The sequence below is a fragment of the Nakamurella antarctica genome, assembly GCF_003860405.1.
GTDB lineage: Bacteria > Actinomycetota > Actinomycetes > Mycobacteriales > Nakamurellaceae > Nakamurella > Nakamurella antarctica.
Map to the genome: position 1 here is coordinate 2,215,540 of NZ_CP034170.1, position 16,001 is coordinate 2,231,540.

12 protein-coding genes, 2 tRNA genes and 3 pseudogenes are annotated in these 16,001 nt (G+C 59.9%); 6 read left to right on the forward strand and 11 right to left on the reverse strand.

Going from position 1 to position 16,001, the window contains the following annotated elements; genetic code table 11:
* Nucleotides 1-18: 18 nt before the first annotated feature.
* Genes EH165_RS09800 through EH165_RS09810 form a run of 4 tightly spaced genes read right to left on the reverse strand, consistent with a single transcriptional unit; the run spans nt 19 to nt 2,263 of the window.
* Nucleotides 19-330: a hypothetical protein gene (locus EH165_RS09800; protein WP_124799299.1), complete on the reverse strand. Its 312-nt coding sequence runs from the start codon at nt 328-330 to the stop codon at nt 19-21.
* The gene (locus EH165_RS15440; protein ID WP_164479180.1) at nt 330-497 is read right to left on the reverse strand and encodes a hypothetical protein; all 168 of its coding nucleotides are present in this window, start codon (nt 495-497) and stop codon (nt 330-332) included. The genes EH165_RS09800 and EH165_RS15440 overlap by 1 nt, the downstream gene beginning before the upstream one ends.
* A gap of 48 nt (nt 498-545) precedes the next feature.
* The gene (locus EH165_RS09805; RefSeq protein WP_124799300.1) at nt 546-1,412 is read right to left on the reverse strand and encodes a type II secretion system F family protein; all 867 of its coding nucleotides are present in this window, start codon (nt 1,410-1,412) and stop codon (nt 546-548) included.
* Nucleotides 1,409-2,263, reverse strand: a complete 855-nt coding sequence (locus tag EH165_RS09810) for a type II secretion system F family protein (protein ID WP_124799301.1) — start codon at nt 2,261-2,263, stop codon at nt 1,409-1,411. The genes EH165_RS09805 and EH165_RS09810 overlap by 4 nt, the downstream gene beginning before the upstream one ends.
* A 524-nt stretch (nt 2,264-2,787) precedes the next feature.
* On the opposite strand from EH165_RS09810, the gene prfB reads away from it, so the two are divergent.
* Entirely contained in the window at nt 2,788-3,888 is a 1,101-nt protein-coding gene (prfB, locus tag EH165_RS09815) for a peptide chain release factor 2 (RefSeq protein ID WP_124799302.1), read from the forward strand.
* Nucleotides 3,889-4,017: 129 nt separating this feature from the next.
* Here the strand turns inward: prfB and EH165_RS09820 are convergent.
* Nucleotides 4,018-4,091 (reverse strand) — tRNA-Met (locus EH165_RS09820).
* A gap of 339 nt (nt 4,092-4,430) precedes the next feature.
* Here EH165_RS09820 and EH165_RS09825 point away from each other — a divergent pair.
* Nucleotides 4,431-4,880 (forward strand): IS3 family transposase, encoded by a 450-nt coding sequence (locus EH165_RS09825; RefSeq protein ID WP_124799303.1) that lies wholly within the window; start codon nt 4,431-4,433, stop codon nt 4,878-4,880.
* A gap of 83 nt (nt 4,881-4,963) precedes the next feature.
* Here the strand turns inward: EH165_RS09825 and EH165_RS09830 are convergent.
* Nucleotides 4,964-6,360, reverse strand: a pseudogene (locus EH165_RS09830) (IS30 family transposase).
* Nucleotides 6,361-6,407: 47 nt separating this feature from the next.
* Between EH165_RS09830 and EH165_RS09835 the strand changes: the two are divergent.
* Nucleotides 6,408-6,716, forward strand: a pseudogene (locus EH165_RS09835) (integrase core domain-containing protein); the annotation flags it as partial.
* 32 nt (nt 6,717-6,748) lie between these two features.
* A pseudogene (locus EH165_RS09840) lies at nt 6,749-7,105 on the forward strand (IS481 family transposase); the annotation flags it as partial.
* Between the two features lie 52 nt (nt 7,106-7,157).
* Here EH165_RS09840 and EH165_RS09845 read toward each other — a convergent pair.
* Nucleotides 7,158-7,231 (reverse strand) — tRNA-Met (locus EH165_RS09845).
* 50 nt (nt 7,232-7,281) lie between these two features.
* Nucleotides 7,282-10,251: a UPF0182 family membrane protein gene (locus EH165_RS09850; protein ID WP_277870492.1), complete on the reverse strand. Its 2,970-nt coding sequence runs from the start codon at nt 10,249-10,251 to the stop codon at nt 7,282-7,284.
* Nucleotides 10,252-10,492: 241 nt separating this feature from the next.
* Between EH165_RS09850 and EH165_RS09855 the strand changes: the two genes are divergently transcribed.
* The gene (locus tag EH165_RS09855) at nt 10,493-11,032 is read left to right on the forward strand and encodes a PPA1309 family protein (RefSeq protein ID WP_206425895.1); all 540 of its coding nucleotides are present in this window, start codon (nt 10,493-10,495) and stop codon (nt 11,030-11,032) included.
* A 10-nt stretch (nt 11,033-11,042) separates the two neighbouring features.
* Here EH165_RS09855 and EH165_RS09860 read toward each other — a convergent pair whose 3' ends face one another.
* Nucleotides 11,043-12,116, reverse strand: a complete 1,074-nt coding sequence (locus tag EH165_RS09860) for a YlbL family protein (RefSeq protein WP_422392150.1) — start codon at nt 12,114-12,116, stop codon at nt 11,043-11,045.
* Between the two features lie 141 nt (nt 12,117-12,257).
* Between EH165_RS09860 and EH165_RS09865 the strand changes: the two genes are divergently transcribed.
* The gene (locus EH165_RS09865; protein ID WP_124799307.1) at nt 12,258-13,712 is read left to right on the forward strand and encodes a zinc-dependent metalloprotease; all 1,455 of its coding nucleotides are present in this window, start codon (nt 12,258-12,260) and stop codon (nt 13,710-13,712) included.
* A gap of 59 nt (nt 13,713-13,771) precedes the next feature.
* On the opposite strand, the gene mgrA is transcribed toward EH165_RS09865, so the two are convergent.
* Nucleotides 13,772-14,797, reverse strand: a complete 1,026-nt coding sequence (gene mgrA, locus EH165_RS09870) for an L-glyceraldehyde 3-phosphate reductase (protein WP_124799308.1) — start codon at nt 14,795-14,797, stop codon at nt 13,772-13,774.
* A gap of 72 nt (nt 14,798-14,869) precedes the next feature.
* Nucleotides 14,870-15,535: a M48 metallopeptidase family protein gene (locus EH165_RS09875; RefSeq protein WP_239020519.1), complete on the reverse strand. Its 666-nt coding sequence runs from the start codon at nt 15,533-15,535 to the stop codon at nt 14,870-14,872.
* Between the last annotated feature and the right edge of the window lie 466 nt (nt 15,536-16,001).

Here is a 16,001-nt window from a genome sequence, read left to right on the forward strand (position 1 = left end):
CCGTTTCGTCGTTTGGTTCTACTTGTTCAACTGCCAGCCTAGAAGGTGGTTCGCGAGAGCGATATCCTGCTGCAGTTCCACCGCCATGGCCCGATCCATAATCAGGTCTGGCATCTCCAGAAGAATAAGAGCAGGCCCATCTGAAGTCGGCTTCTGGACGTGATCCTCTCGCCAGTAAATCTCTACATGCTTACCGGCGTAGCCCTCGTGATTACGGTAGAACTCGTCACCATCAAATATCCACTTGTGCTCATCGGGCGGGATCTGGCACCACGCTGGCTCGGTGTCGTTTGCGGTAGCGGGCGAAGGAATTACTGGAGCCTGATTCATCACGCACCTGCCGCAATCTCTGGTTCTGCTGCATTGACTACAGGTGGCCGTGCTTTGATCTCCTCAATCTTGGCAATCGCCGCGTCCCGAGCAACCTTGCTGAGATAGACGCGCTCCGCCCTGGTGAGCACTGTTCCTGGTGGCAACGGGATTCTAAAGACTGGCATGGTGCGACCTCTCTCTGGAGCGGCTTAGTTGCCGCATACCGAGAGAAACTACGGGTAGTTGACAGCTGGGACCATCATGGCGATTTCCTTGCGGCCCCCGGCTTCCATAAGTTCTCGCTTGCCAAGCGCACGAACGTCTGCGGCTTGCGCCCGGAGCACGTCTGCCAGCGGCGTGCCACGCTCTATCGCCACAGCCATTCCGTCCAGAAACCGGGAGAACGGTTCGAGTCGAGCCCTATCGCGCGCTGAGGTGAGTGCCTCCAGCAGTGGAGTACCTGAGCGAGTGTCGGCCAGAATCGCGGCGAGCTGACTTACTAGGGCTCCACGCGCCAGTTTGGTGATTCGCTCGATTGCTCCAGCAGGGCCTTCACCCGCTGTCACTGCCAGAGCCAACATTTCGGCAATTACCGGAAATTCTGCGAGGATTTCAGCGTCAATTTGCTGCACTTCCCGAGTCAACCAATAGTCGCGCATCAAGACGCCGGTAGCACCGAACCCCACTGCTAGCAGCATCACGGCCAAGGGGTTAGCTGCAGCAATGAACACCGCCAGGAGCCCCGCTGCTATGCCCGCTAAAAACCCTAATGCCCCCCACAACACTTGATCGGCCCTGAATTGTTCGATTGTCATGGGCGAACCGGTGGCCTGCAGGCGGTTCTCCACGGACTTCCGGCCACCGAGCAAGGTATCTAATCGGCCGACAAATTTTTTAACTAAAGGTGCGCTCAGCTGACTCAAGCTGCTGCCCGATGTCGTTGCGCTCAGCAGCTTGGACGGTACGGGTGCATCCGCAAGATAGGGCGCGATCCTGTCGCCCAAACTCATTTTTCGCATGGGTGGCGCGAAGAAAATCAGGAGAAGTACACCGACGCCTACCGCTCCCCCTAACAGCATCCCCACCCAGGTGCCCGTCATCGCAGGACCCGTTTCTCTACCGGCAGGCGACCGATTCTTACCATCAGTCGGTAGGCCGACACCGAGACGACCGCGCCAAAAGCCAGAATCAGCGTCCCAGTTGGTCGGTCGTAGGCTTCCAACGTCTCCCGTTGCGTCGCCAGCAGTAGCAAGACAAGCCAAGGCGCGCAGACTGCCATCCGAGCCGCGTTTACCGACCATGACTGCCGCGCGGTCAGCTCGGAGCGAGTCCGCGCGTCTTCGCGCAGGAACCCGCTCAGCGTGCTGAGCAACCGGCCCAGGTCCGTGCCGCCCACCTCTCGCGCTACTCGAAGCGACTCGCAGACTCTGTCCCCGATGGGGTCCGCCAAGGAGGCTTTGAGCCGGTCCAACGAATCGTTGAACCTTCCCGATGCTCGGTAGTCACTGCCAAAGCGCCTAAATGGTTCGCGAATCGACTCGGGACCGCGCGAACCAACGGCAGCCAGCGCTTCGGGCAGCGAAAGACCAGCGCGCACACCAGATGTCAAATTGTCAACGACCTCCGGCCACACCTCGCGTAGATCGGACTGGCGTCGATTACGTAGGCGCACGACCCACATCCGAGGAAGCACCGCAGCAAAGAGACTGAAAATGGCTGACACCGAAAGCGAACTTGTCGCGACCACCACCACCGCAAAGCCCAGGATTCCGCTTCCAAGTTGAGCTAGGTGCAAGTGGATCGGTTGCATCCGTGGCAAACCTGCTTGCTGCAAAGACTCCCGCAGCCGGTCAGCGCGACGATGAACGCGGTGGCGACGTGGCCGGTTGCTAAGCCCGTGCCAGATGAGCAGCAGCCCGACCCCCGCCACCAGACCTATAAACGCCCCCATTCCTGCCCCCCCCGCCGATACTGCTGTGTCACCCTCACGACACACTGCCAATATGACACCCCTAAAGAGGTAAGTAAAGGACGATTTTACGAAATGTGGATGACTCTGTGTAATAACAGCCCCGCCACTAGCCTGGAGCCACACGATGGTGTCGCCGACTTGAGCGGCCAGCCGAGTCCCTGAAACCGCGCGCACCAGCGGCTTTAGCTCTCTGATGGTCCGCCATTCAAGACATGCCACTCTCAGCTTGAAGCTGAGCTTTCCGATGCCAATGGCTTTGCCTCCTTGCGCTGCCACCGCTGCTGCACCTGCCGTGCCTGAAACCCATGCGGAAGTCCACCCCCACTGCCTCAAGGCCACTGGTATCGCGGTGCCGACTACACACCCCAAGACTCAGCGTTCGGCGGGCATATCGATATCGAGCTGTACTCGGACCTACCTCGAACGGGGCGACTCCCCCGGGATTTAATGCGGGCAACAACGCGGGTGGGGCCTCTGAGCCCCACCGCGTAAGCTCCACAGTTGTGCATCCCGACGATACGGCCGATGTAAAGGCCCTTGAAACCACGCTGACCAGTATTGAAAACGCGCTCGACGTGGATTCGATCCACACAAATATTGCTGCCCTTTCAGAGGCAGCGAGCGTGCCCGACCTGTGGAACGACCCAGAAAATGCCCAAAAGGTGACCTCTGCCCTGTCCCACGCGCAGGCGGAATTAAAACGAATCTCAGATCTACGACAGCGGCTCGACGATTTGGATGTGCTCTTCGAATTGGGCGACGATGACGAAGACACCCTCCAGGAGGCGCGCGGCGAGGTCACCAAGTTGCGGGCCGACGTCGAGGCGATGGAAGTACGCACGTTGTTGTCCGGCGAATATGACGTCCGCGACGCACTTGTCACCATTCGTTCCGAAGCTGGAGGCGTTGACGCCGCTGACTTCGCCGAAATGCTGATGCGGATGTACCTGCGCTGGGCGGAGCGACACCACTACGCCACCGAAGTCTACGAAACCTCCTACGCCGAAGAGGCTGGCATTAAGTCGACTACTTTCCAGGTCAAAGCGCCCTACGCCTACGGCACGCTTTCCGTCGAGCAAGGCACGCATCGTCTCGTGCGGATTTCCCCCTTCGACAACCAGGGCCGCCGCCAGACCTCCTTCGCCGGCGTCGAGGTCCTCCCAGTGGTTGCTTCCACCGACGCTGTCGACATTGACGAGAAGGAGCTTCGGGTGGATGTCTATCGTTCCTCCGGGCCCGGTGGTCAAGGCGTCAACACCACTGACTCTGCAGTCCGCATCACCCACCTTCCCACTGGCATCGTTGTTTCGTGCCAAAACGAGCGTTCGCAGATTCAGAACCGCGCCTCCGCGATGACGGTCCTGTCGGCAAAGTTGCTGGAACGTCGCCGCCAGGAGGAGAAGGCCACCATGGATGCTCTGAAGGATGGTGGCAACTCTTGGGGTAACCAGATGCGCTCCTATGTCCTGCACCCGTACCAAATGGTTAAGGACCTCCGCACCAACTTCGAGGTGGGCAACCCCTCCGCGGTATTCGATGGTGACATCGATGGATTCGTAGAAGCCGGCATTCGGTGGCGTCGGAATTCGGAAAGTAGCAACTAACTCTCCCCACCCGCCAACCCAGCACTGTCGGCCCGACTCGGACCGACGACGTGCGGGTGTGGTCCGGTGAGGCGAGAATGAAAGAACCACCGTCCTCGATGAGAACGGTGGTTTTTTTTACTGCCTTCGTAGCGGGGACAGGATTTGAACCTGCGACCTCTGGGTTATGAGCCCAGCGAGCTACCGAGCTGCTCCACCCCGCGCTGCGATGTATTCCTACTGTAACTGGTAGAAACTCAAAACAAAAACCGGCTGGCGAAAGGCGCACGCCACCAACGGTTATCATCCAAAACAACCGACGCTGCGACAAAGAAAAAGCCCCAGCCAAATCGACTGGGACCTTTTCTCTGTAACTTTCGTAGCGGGGACAGTGTCCTGGTTCAGGACATAGGAAACGCATGTCTCAAGACATAGGAAACTGATCTCTCAGGACATCGGAAACTCCCGTCCTGGTCAGATTCGCCTATGTCGAAAGCGCGTTTGATCATCACCGCGGTCGTCCTTCAAGGACGTCCCCAGGCCGAAGTACGTTCTACGCGGCGGTGAAACGGGCGCCGTGCGCCAGAGCTATCCGCGACGTTGAGGTGCTTGCCCAGATCCGCAGGGTGCACGAGGGGTCCCGCGGCGGCTTGTACGGGGTGTTGAAGGTCTATCACCAACTCCACCGGGAGAACGTGCTGGTCCAGGGCACGCCGGTGGCTAGGTGCACCGCGGAACGGCTGATGCGTCTGCACGGGTTGAAGGGTGTTCACCGCAGCCGCCGGGTCCGCACCACCATCCCGGATGTCACCGCTGATAGGGCACCGGATCTGGTGAAACGCAAGTTCACAGCGACCGCCCCGAACCAGCTATGGGTAGTCGATTTCACCTATGTGAGCACCATCGCTGGTTGGGTGTACGTGGCGTTCGCGATTGATGTTTTCTTCACCGATGATCGTCGGGTGGCAATCGTCGACGTCAATGAAAACGGATCTACCATTGGATGCGCTTGAGATGGCGTTGTGGAACCGAGAACGGTTGGGCCATAGGGTGTCTGGACTGATACTTCACAGCGACGCCGGGGCTCAAGGCGGACTCAACCGGTGGAAGCAACACCATGTTGATCTGATGATTTTAACTGATCGTGCATAGCCTCAGCAGGTGTCCTCCAGCCAAGGCATCTGCGTGGGCGGTGGTTCAAAGCCATTGCTACCGAATCGATTTCCGTGGCACTCCAGCGGGCCAGGTCAGTTCCTTTGGGGAAGTACTGACGAAGTAGGCCGTTGGTGTTCTCGTTGGTCGCGCGCTGCCAGGGCTGTGTGGGTCGGCGAAGAAGATTGCCATGCCAGTCTGGGCCTTGAGCGCGGCATGTTGTGCCAATTCTTTGCCGCGGTCCCAGGTCAGCGAGCGACGCAGATCCTGTGGCACAGCGAGCATTCTGGCCGCGATTGCGTCCTTGGTCGCTTCGGCGCCGTAGCCCGATAGGGCGGGTCCGTTCTTGGTCGGCGCGATGATGCCGTGCCCGACCATTCGAGGTAGATGAACCAGCATGGTGAACCGGGTGCTGCGTTCGACAATCGTTGCAATCGCAGACCTTTCGGTGCCGATGATCAGGTCACCTTCCCAATGGCCGGCGACCTTGCGCCCGGCTACCTCTGCCGGCCGGTTGCTGATCAAAGTCTCCGGGGTCACATGGCCGGCAGTGCGCCGTCTGGCTCGGCTTCGGGGAACCCTGAGAGAACGTCCGGTGCGCAGACACTGCACCAAATGACGACTCAAAGCTCCGCGGGTTTCCACGTAAAGAGCTTGATAGATCGCCTCATGCGAGATCCGCATGGAAGGGTCATCCGGAAAGTCGATGGGAAGTCGATGAGCGATTTGCTCCGGGCTCCACGACGTGAACCACGGACGATCCTGCCGGTGAGGTTTGTTGCGTCCCTTCCACTCTGGAACCGTAGGGCCCAACACCACGTCGCCGCTATCGGCGCGGACGGCACCAGACAGACGGTCCTGCACATAACTGCGCAGTCGTTCGTTAACTACCAATCTGGCTTCTTTCGGGCGACGCGCAACGCGCTCGGCCTTCCACTGTGCAATCGAGGCCCGGTATTCCAGCCGGCCTCTGCGGGTAGCCGCATTGCGACGCAGCTCCCGGGAAATCGTCAACGGCGATCGCCCGACCCCGCGGGCAATCTCCCGAATCCCACTGCCCACAGCTCTGAGAAGAGCGATCTCTTCCCGTTCAGCGAACGACAGATACCTACCCGAACCCGGCTCCAGCTCAATTAGTGGCATGCCACCACTGTCGCGGAACCAACGCGATCCGACCGGACCCGACACGCCGCAGGCAATTGCGGCATCCTCGCTGGTCAACCCATCCGCAACGAGCAGCCAGAACGACCGCTCCAGATCGCGCCTTATCGGTGGTCGCCCCGGTGAGCGCATCGCAGCCCGCCCCGTTTTTGCCGTGACCCAACCAGCAGGTCGACCCATCCCACACCTCCACTGTCAGGGTGTTGCGACGACCACTTGAATCCGCCCAATACACATCTGTTCGCTACACCGACCGGCTCGTCGAGGCCGGCATGAACGCTTCTATCGGGACCGTCGGCGACAGTTACGACAACGCCATGGCTGAGACGGTGAACGGCCTTTACAAAGCTGAGGTGGTGTACAGGGAAGGCCCATGGCGCAACGCCTGCGAGCTGGAACTGGCAACCGTGGGGTGGGTCGCCTGGTTCAACAACACCCGCATCCACTCAGCGTTGGGCTATCAAACACCCGCCGAAGCAGAAGTCGAGTATTACAGTCAGCACAACACTCCCGCCGAGCACCAGCTCGTCGGGTAAATCACCCTCCACCAAACCCGGGGTGATTCAATGCGTTCGTTGACGATTACAACCACCGCCGCCCGCACCGATCGCTGCCGCACCACGCCACCCCCGCAGCGGCATACACGTTGCGACCCAAAGCCACCCCGACCATCGACCGCACAGGTGACACCCACGACCGGGTCCGTGAGGACCGGGTCAACAAATCAGGCACCATCACCCTGCGCCACAACGGGAAGCTGCACCACATCGGAGTCGGCCGAACCTACGCCGGAACCTACGTCACAGTGCTCATCCAAGACCGGGACATCACCATCGCCGAAACCACCACCGGGCACATCATCCGAGAACTGAAACTGGACCCCACCCGCGACTACCAACCCACCCGCCAAACAAAAAACTCCTGAACCTACAAAACGTAGGTTCAGGAGTTTCCGATGTCCCGAGACATCACAATCGTAGCGGGGACAGGATTTGAACCTGCGACCTCTGGGTTATGAGCCCAGCGAGCTACCGAGCTGCTCCACCCCGCGCTGCGGTGTAGCTTCACAGTAGCCGCAGAACGGGGTGAAACTCAAATCGACTACCCGCCGCTGGAAGTAGCCGGGGCCGAGTTCGGCGCGCTGCCCACCGATGGCCCCGCTACCTCGAGGTAGTTTTGAACCGCATCATTCAGCCTGTCCTGCGCCGCCCCAATTTCGGCAAAACTGCCCGTGGTTTTCGCCGACTCCAGAGCCTTCAGAGCGCCGTCCACCTGAACTAGAGCCTGCGCCGCGTCAGCAGAGAGCGGCTGTGTCGGGGTGGGCACCGCAGTGCTCGTTGATGTACCCATCCCAGCGCCGGCGCTGCCAGTGGCGTTGGGGTCAATGGTGCCGGGGGTCCCTGGATCCACAGTGTCGGGCACGGCAACAGGCGCGCTTGAGGCAGCCTTTTCCAGAGCAGCCTTCAGCGTGGCGCCGTAGCCAACTCTGCTGCCGAACCAGACCAGCACCATGTTCAACTGGGGGAAAGCCCGCTCACTATTGGTGCCTTTCACATAGATCGGCTCCACATACAACAGGCCCTGCTCTGTAGGTAGCGTCAACAGGTTCCCGTAGACAACGTCACTGGAGAGAGCCAGCTGGGAAATGGTTCTCGTGATCTCGTCGGTGTTTCGGAAGGCTTGCTGCACCTGCGCTGGCCCCGGCGTCTGAATCGTTGTCGGGAATTTCAGGACGGTGATTTTTCCATACGTCGCCGGGTCCGAGGATGCCGAAATGTAGGCGCCCATGAAGTCTCGCTTAAATCCGGTCAGAGCACTGGTCAATTCGAATTGCTCCCGATCCGTACCGGGAAGCTTGACTTGGAGGTAGTACGGAGGCTGCGGTGACACCACGCCCGTGTCCGCCGTCGGGTCGTTGGGAACCTGCCAGAAGTTTGACGTCTGGTAGAAGTCTGTCGGGTTGGTCACCTGATACTTGGCGATCAGTGAGCGCTGAACCTCGAACAGATCCTGTGGGTAACGAAAGTGTGCCCGCAGGTCGTCGCTGATCGCGCTAGAGGGCGTGATAAGTCCCGGGAATACACCCTCCCATGCCTTCAAAATCGGGTCAGTGTCGTCTACACCGTACAACGTCACCGTGCCGTCGTAAGCGTCGACCGTTGCCTTCACCGAGTTACGCATGTAGGAGACCTGCTGGTCAGTTTGACCGAGAGCGCCACGTGCTTGCTGCGAGTTCTGGGTTGCATCGGACAGTGTGATGTTCTGCGCGTATGGGAAGTTTGCGGCTGTGGTGTAGCCGTCGACAATCCACTTGATCCGGCCATCAATGACGGCCGGGTAGGGCTTGGTATCCGTTGTCAAAAATGGTGCCGCTTCCTTGACGCGGGCTACCGGATCTCGTTGATAGAGGATCTTTGAGTTGTCGTTAATTTCCGAAGACAACAGGAAATTGGTATCGCGGTACTGGGTAGCGAACACCAGTCGCTGGAAAAGGCTACCTAATCCCACACCGCCAGAACCGGTGTAGGTGTACGTGTCGGTCTGAGTGTCGTATTCGCGGCCACGGACTGGGGTATCCGCGCTGGGAGCCGAAGCTCCGACAATGGCATAGTCGGCGCCCAGTTGCCCGTAGTAGACCCGCGGCTGATCCACCTTGATGGCGCCTTGGTTCTCGACATCCGAAACTTGGAACTTGGGGTAGCCGTTGCCCTTCGCGGAGACAGCCTCAACGTCGCTCGCTGGCGCGGCCACGAAGCCGTTGCCGTGGGTGTAGACGAGGTGCTCATTAATCCAGTTGCTCTGGCCCTCATCGAGCCGGCTGACGTCGAGCTCCCGCACCGCCACAACGTAATCCTGCGACTTGCCGTCAACCGTGTATCGGTCGACGGAGAGCAGCTTCGAGAAGTTGTAGAAGTTACGGAGCTGCTGCAGCTGCACAAAGGTCGGAGACAGCACGTTCGGATCCAGCAACCTCGCATTCGGCAGGTCCGCCGCTTTGTTGGTGAGAACAGCCGGGTTTGCCACGACGCTGGTTTCGTAGGGGACATACTCGACTTTGTCGTCGCCAATCCCGTAGGCACTGCGGGTGGCATCGATGTTGCGCGAGATGAATTGGGATTCCAGCGTGATGGCGTTCGGGTTCACACGGACGCTCTGCAGGATCAGCGGCCATGCGCCTCCTATGAGGACGCCGGACAAGATCAACAGGGATAGCGCGATGGCTGGCAATTTGACGGAGCGCAGAAAGGCCCCCACAAAGAAGCCGACAGCGCAGATCGCGGCAATAATCAGCAGGATCAGCTTGGCCGGTAGCACCGCGTTCACGTCGGTGTAAGAGGCGCCGGTGAACACGTCGCTGCGGTTGCTGAATAGCAGACTGTAACGGTCATACCAGTACTGAACAGCCTTGATGAGAACGAAAGCTCCGACGAGCAGCGACAATTGCATGCTCGCAGACGCGGTGATTTTGCGCCCAGGTCCGGCAGTCCGGACACCGCCGTACAGGTACTGGACGGCCAAGACAGCGATAAAGGACATCGCAACAAGCACGAACAACCAGCCAAGAACGGTCTCGATCATTGGCAGCGTGAAAATATAGAAGCCCACATCGTTGCCGAACTCAGCGTCGACCTGGCCGAACGGCTGGCTGTTCAGCCAGAGCTGAACGACCGTCCACTGGGCTTGAGCTGAGATTCCGCAAATGAAGCCTACGAGAACGGAAACTCCGATGGTGATGAGCTTCGGTCGCGTCGAGATGATCGTCCGATAGGGGCCGAGCGGATCTGCCTCGTCCGTCGGCACGAAAACTGGCCGAGACTTATAGGCGATGAATAGTGAGCCGAAGACAGCGGCTCCTGCCACGATGCCTGCGATCAGGAAGAGCGCCACCCGGCTGACCACCTGTGTGGTGAACACCTGGGTGAAACCGACCTCCTTGAACCACAGATAATCGACGTAAACGCCAACGAAGTTGAACCAGATCACTACCAAGACGGCCAGCGATCCCAGCGCGATGATGGTGCGCTTGGATCGTTTGGACATGACCGGCATGTTTATCGGGGGGCGCTGCACAGAGAACTCCAGACGTTGTTTTTCGCTCTCGCGTCTGGCGAACGTTCACCAGCGCGGCTTTTTCCGGTGAAAAGCAAAATCGCCACACCGGACCTCTCCAGCTAACTGTAGAAGATCGACCAAGGTTCCACTGCAGGAGCTTTCCGCACCACCTGAGGCCAAAGCGTTACCTTCCCCCTCCAGCAATGAGTGGTGGGTCACCTAGTCGTGTCGTCGGCGCCGCCCGTGGCACGATCTGATCATGACCGAATCCGGCGAACACCCCCCTGTCCCCGCCTTCCTGGAAGACCCATTGCTGGCCACAGCGGTGACCGAGGCAGAGCAGTTCGCCGCCGGCGCGGGCTGGGACCGACCGGCGCAACTCTTCGCCCTGGTGGCCACCGCCGAGTTGTTGGCCGACCAGCCGGACATGGCGGGACACTTGGACGCGACATCCCACTACACCCCGATCGCGCAGGAAGAGCTGCCTGAAGGCGAACTCAGCGAAGCGCTGGCGAATATCGCCTGGCCTGCTGCGGTGGTGGGTTGCATTGTGGTGCAGGAGATCGTCGTGCTCCCGCCCTCCGCCGAAGGAGAGCTCTCCCAGGACGCGACGGAAGCGGCCGAACAGGCTGCCGCGCACCCTGAACGCACTGAAGCCAGGCTTGCGGTGGGTGTTTTGCGTTCGGGGGGTGCTGCCTGCCTGATGCGTCTGCGAGGCGAGCACGAAGAAACTCCCCTGCGTGGCGCCGATTTAGCCCCCAACCTGGTCGAGGCGCTGAGCCTGACCTTCGAGGACTAACGCCGCAACATCAGCACCCGGGCGGGGTTTCGCCCTTGCTGATGAGGTCTAGAGCTGTGGTCGCATCGGTCAGCTTCGCCACCTTGACCAACTGCAACCCGCTGGGGACGCGGGTCAATGCCTCGGTGCAATTATCGGCTGGGACGAGAAATATCGTCGCGCCGACATCTTTGGCCGCAATCATCTTCATCAAAATGCCGCCAATAGGACCGACAACCCCGCTGGTATCGATGGTTCCAGTGCCAGCGATGTAATGGCCAGAAGTGAGGTCACCGCTGGTGAGGCGATCGATGATGCCGAGCGTGAACATCAGACCAGCCGAGGGACCTCCAATATCGGACTTGGCGAGGGAGTTGCTGATGGTAAAAGGGGCCACCGGCCGCATTTGCGGGACAATCCCGAGGAAACCCCGTCCTGACTCGGCGGCTGGATCTGGGTTTTTCCCCAACGTCACTTTCAGATCTTTCTGTGCTGCTGAACCCCCAGGAGCGGCCCGCAGTACAGTCACCGTCACCACCTGGCCCGGGGTCGTGTTGGCTAAGGCCGCTTGGAGCGCCGCGCTGTCCGCCACCTGAACGCCATCGACAGCCACCACCTGATCCTGCGGGTCCAACACGTCGTAGCTCGGCGAATTGTCGGCGATGGTACCGACGTAGATAACCTGCGGGTATTTCAGGTAGGTCAGGGCAGCAATTTCTGAACTATTTTGCGACTCCTTGAAGCTCTTCGCATTCTCTTCCTTCACCTGCTCAGTGGTCTGACCTGGAGGGTAAACCTCCTCGCGCGGCACCAACGCGGAATTGCCGCTGGCCCACAACCCAAGAGCGCCGAAAAGCGTCATGCCGTCAGTTACCGACACCGTCGTCATATTGAGATGGCTTCCGTCACCGAAGTTTTCGTTCACTGCTGGCGGAATGTCCTCGCCCGCGAACGTGTAGATCGGAGCGCCGTCGTAGGTTCCCAAAGTGTTGATGGTGACGCCCGGCCCCAGCGCAACGTACGGAATGCTGACCGTGGAACCCGCTACGACTAGCACCCCCGTGAGGACGAGACCAATGCTTAACGTGCGGCCGCGAACACTCAGCGACTTAAACCAGGACATGGAAACCAACCCTAGGCGGCTCAGATGAGTTTTGTATCCACAGCACCCGGGAGGGCGAGTGATGCCGGCGCACTCGAGTAGTCCCACAACATTTCTTGGGTAACAGTGAGTACCTTTGAACCCATGACGAACTTCCCCTTCGGTTTCGGGTTGCCAGCTGATGATTCCGGTAACGACAACAACAATCGTGAAGGTCAACCGGATCCCGCAGCAAGCGGCTTCGACATGACCCAACTCGGAGCGATGCTGTCGCAGCTTGGCGCGATGATGTCGTCGGCGACACCTTCGGCCGGCCCGGTCAACTACGACCTGGCCAAGCAGATGGCAATGCAGGCACTCCCCAACAACCATCCGGTTTCATCGGTGGATCTCGCTGCCGTGCGTGATGCGGTTGCGCTGGCCGAAGTGTGGCTCGATGGGGCCACCAGCTTTCCAGCTGGCGCGCACAAGGTGACGGCGTGGACCCCCAAGGAGTGGGTAGAAGCAACCATGCCGGTCTGGCAAGAATTATGCTCCCCCATTGCCGACCGGATGGGCGGGGCCATGTTGGAGGGCCTCCCCGAGGAAGCGAAGGCACAAGCGGGCCCGATGATGGCGATGCTGGGGTCTGTTGGCGGAATGGCCTTTGGCTCACACCTTGGCCAAGCGCTCGCCCAGCTCGCCAGCGAGGTGCTGACCTCCACCGATATCGGACTACCGATGGGCCCGGCCGGCACTGCCGTGCTGCTTCCCCGTGCGCTCGCCGAGTTCGGCACCAGTCTTGGAATCGACTCTGATCAAGCCCGGCTATTCATGGCTGCTCGGGAAGCTGCCCATCAGCGTCTCTATGCGAGCGTTCCCTGGCTGCGAAAAGCTGTAATTGCCACCATCGCTCAATACGCCGCAACCATCACGGTCGACTTTTCTGCCGCTGAAGGACTTGCCGCAAACTTCAACCCAGCAGACATGGCCGCTATCGAGCAGTCCCTGAACCAGGGAATGTTCTCGGCGGTCAGTACCCCGGAACAAGAATGGGTGTTGGGCAAATTAGAGACGATGCTGGCGCTGGTCGAGGGTTGGGTCGACACCGTTGTGAGTGATGCGGTAGGAGACCGCCTTCCTACCGCATCGGCGCTGAGCGAAACGCTTCGCCGTCGCCGGGCCACAGGTGGACCGGCCGAGCAAACCTTTGCCAGCCTGATTGGGATGGAGTTGCGTCCTCGGCGTCTGCGGGCTGCTGCGCAGCTGTGGCGCAGCCTCGGTGAATCCAGGGGCATCGATGGCCGCGACACACTGTGGTCGGATCCTGACCTACTTCCCACCAGCGCTGACTTAGATGACCCTCAAGCGTTCGTTGCCACGGATAAACAGTTCAACGAGTTACTGAGCAGCCTCGAGGGGCTCGGGACAGACCTCGGAGACGGAGCCACAACCACTGATCCATCTCCGCTGACGTTTGAAGCATCATCCACCGCAGAGTCGACGGATCGCCCCGTTTCCGATTCCCCGGACTCTCCCGGAGCCATGCCAGACGGAGCCATGCCAGACGGAGCCATGGACGAAGACGGCCCCCAGACACCCGATCAGACGTCGCGGTAAATTCCACAAAAAAGAGCCGACCCCAGGCTCACTGGGGCGGGCGCTTTTCAGCGAAAGATTCAAGACTTGCTGGAGTTGCTCCAGAGGTTAATACCAGCCTCGACCGCGAATTCGTCGATCCGGGCAAGCTCGGATTCAGAGAACGTGAGCTTGTCAATAGCGGCCACGTTGTCCTCTAACTGCTTCACCGATGATGCCCCCACCAAAACCGAGGTGACCCTGTCATCACGTAACGCCCAGGCGAGAGCCATTTGGGCCAAGCTTTGACCGCGACCAGCAGCGACATCATTGAGTCCGCGAATCTTGGTGAGGTTTTCCGGGGTCAACAAGTCTTGCGATAAAGACGACGGCCTAGCTGCCCGCGAATCGGCTGGGATCCCATTGAGGTAGCGCGAGGTAAGCATTCCTTGGGCTAATGGCGAAAAAGCAATGCACCCAACGCCGAGCTCGCCTACGGCATTCAACAGCTCTGGTTCAATCCACCGGTTCAGCATCGAATACGAAGGTTGGTGGATCAGCAGCGGCGTTCCCATTTCCGACAGGATCTTCGCGGCTTCGATGGTCCGTTCTGCGGAGTAGGAAGAGATACCTGCGTAGAGGGCCCGGCCGGACGTCACCGCTGTGTGCAATGCACCCATCGTCTCCTCCAGCGGTGTCTCCGGATCGAAACGGTGGGAATAAAAGATATCGACATAGTCGAGGCCCATCCGCTCCAGCGACTGATCCAGGCTGGCTAGTAGATACTTCCGTGAACCCCAGTTCCCATACGGACCCGGCCACATGTCATAGCCAGCCTTCGAGGAGATCACCAATTCGTCACGAAGCCCGGCGAAGAGCGTCTTCATGTGCCGCCCGAAGTTGGTCTCAGAACTGCCGTAGGGCGGTCCGTAATTGTTGGCTAGATCGAAATGCGTAACGCCCAGATCGAAGGCGCGGGTCAGAATCTCACCCTGGGTGTGCAAGCTATCCGTGTCGCCGAAGTTATGCCAGAGACCAAGGGAAACGGCTGGTAGCTTCAGTCCGCTCCGTCCTACTCGGCGAAAGGTCATGCTGTCGTATCTATGTGGGTCACAGTGGTAGGCCATAGAGCTATTGTGTCAGCCCTGTTGCCCCAGCTAGCTGACGGGAACCTCTCAGCGCCGCTCAGCGAGCAGATTTCACCACAAGGACGGCTCATTGTTGTTTAATAGCAAACCATTTCGGTTCACCCCCGGCCTGGTGTGCGGGTTGGGGACGCGAACGGGTGGCTCCGGAAACCGCTCGCTTTTCGGACGTGTTGGGGCATCGACGAGATGCGCTGCACTGAATCCCTCCAGATAGCCCTGCGCTTTTGCCGCATCGGAAAAGGCACCAAGGAGAGCTACAAATCTTGGGCCGTGGCCCGGTTCCAGAAGGTGCGCGAGTTCGTGTAACAACACGAAGTCCACGACGTAAGCAGGCATCATTTTGAGGCGGTGAGACAACCGAATCGTGCCGTCATCCGGAGTGCAAGATCCCCATCTCTGCTGTTGGTTCTGGACCCAGCGGACCGAAACGGGCCGGGCGAGGCCGGAGAGGAACTGCGCCGACAATTGACGCGCTCGCTCCACCAAGGCCGAGTCCGACCCGAGAGCACCGGCGCCCTTGCGACTATCGGATGCATCGAGCCGCCTCACCATCTCGCCCACCCAGTGAACTTCCTCGTCGTCGCTCAGGCCCTCCGGGATGAAGACAATGGTGCGCTGACCCTCCCGGCGCGCCGAAACGGTGCGCCTTCGCTTGGAGCTCCGACGAATCTCCACCTGCTGATCCGCACCAGCTCGTAACGCCGACGCTGTCATCATTTTCCTCCCTGGGATCTGGTCCGACATAGCTGCCTTCGCCAGCCGCTGACGGGCGTTGCCACATCGTCACTGACCTAGTGAATTAAGCGTAGGACCGACCACCGACAGCGTCGGCTCCTACTACATCTGCGCTGCTCGTAGGCTGATTCCCGGTAGAAAACTGCTCGCATCGCCGATGCGTTAATCCCCACGGCGGAGCGCCGCAATCAACCACACACTCGCCGAACGACGGTTCCCTCCCCCGTGCTCATCACCTCTGTCACGTGTCGTGTCAGTGCCGGTCCAGATGCGGGGCCCGCAGTCGGAAATCTGCCTTCTTCCCAGCTGCCGTGGCCACAGTCTGAGACCGTCAAAGTGTCGGATTGGGACCGCAATACAGCAAGGTGTCGGGCCGTCGCGGTAGCGTGACGGGGAATTCCGAGCACAAACTCGGGTACCACGACCGGTGACTGCATCGGTCGGACGT

Excerpts from the sequence above, each read along its gene's own strand:
- EH165_RS09865 (WP_124799307.1), top strand. The coding sequence starts at position 12,258 with ATGACGAACTTCCCCTTCGGTTTCGGGTTGCCAGCTGATGATTCCGGT.
- EH165_RS09805 (WP_124799300.1), bottom strand. The coding sequence starts at position 1,412 with ATGACGGGCACCTGGGTGGGGATGCTGTTAGGGGGAGCGGTAGGCGTC.
- EH165_RS15440 (WP_164479180.1), bottom strand. The coding sequence starts at position 497 with ATGCCAGTCTTTAGAATCCCGTTGCCACCAGGAACAGTGCTCACCAGG.
- EH165_RS09875 (WP_239020519.1), bottom strand. The coding sequence starts at position 15,535 with ATGATGACAGCGTCGGCGTTACGAGCTGGTGCGGATCAGCAGGTGGAG.
- EH165_RS09810 (WP_124799301.1), bottom strand. The coding sequence starts at position 2,263 with ATGGGGGCGTTTATAGGTCTGGTGGCGGGGGTCGGGCTGCTGCTCATC.
- EH165_RS09855 (WP_206425895.1), top strand. The coding sequence starts at position 10,493 with ATGACCGAATCCGGCGAACACCCCCCTGTCCCCGCCTTCCTGGAAGAC.
- mgrA (WP_124799308.1), bottom strand. The coding sequence starts at position 14,797 with ATGGCCTACCACTGTGACCCACATAGATACGACAGCATGACCTTTCGC.
- EH165_RS09800 (WP_124799299.1), bottom strand. The coding sequence starts at position 330 with ATGAATCAGGCTCCAGTAATTCCTTCGCCCGCTACCGCAAACGACACC.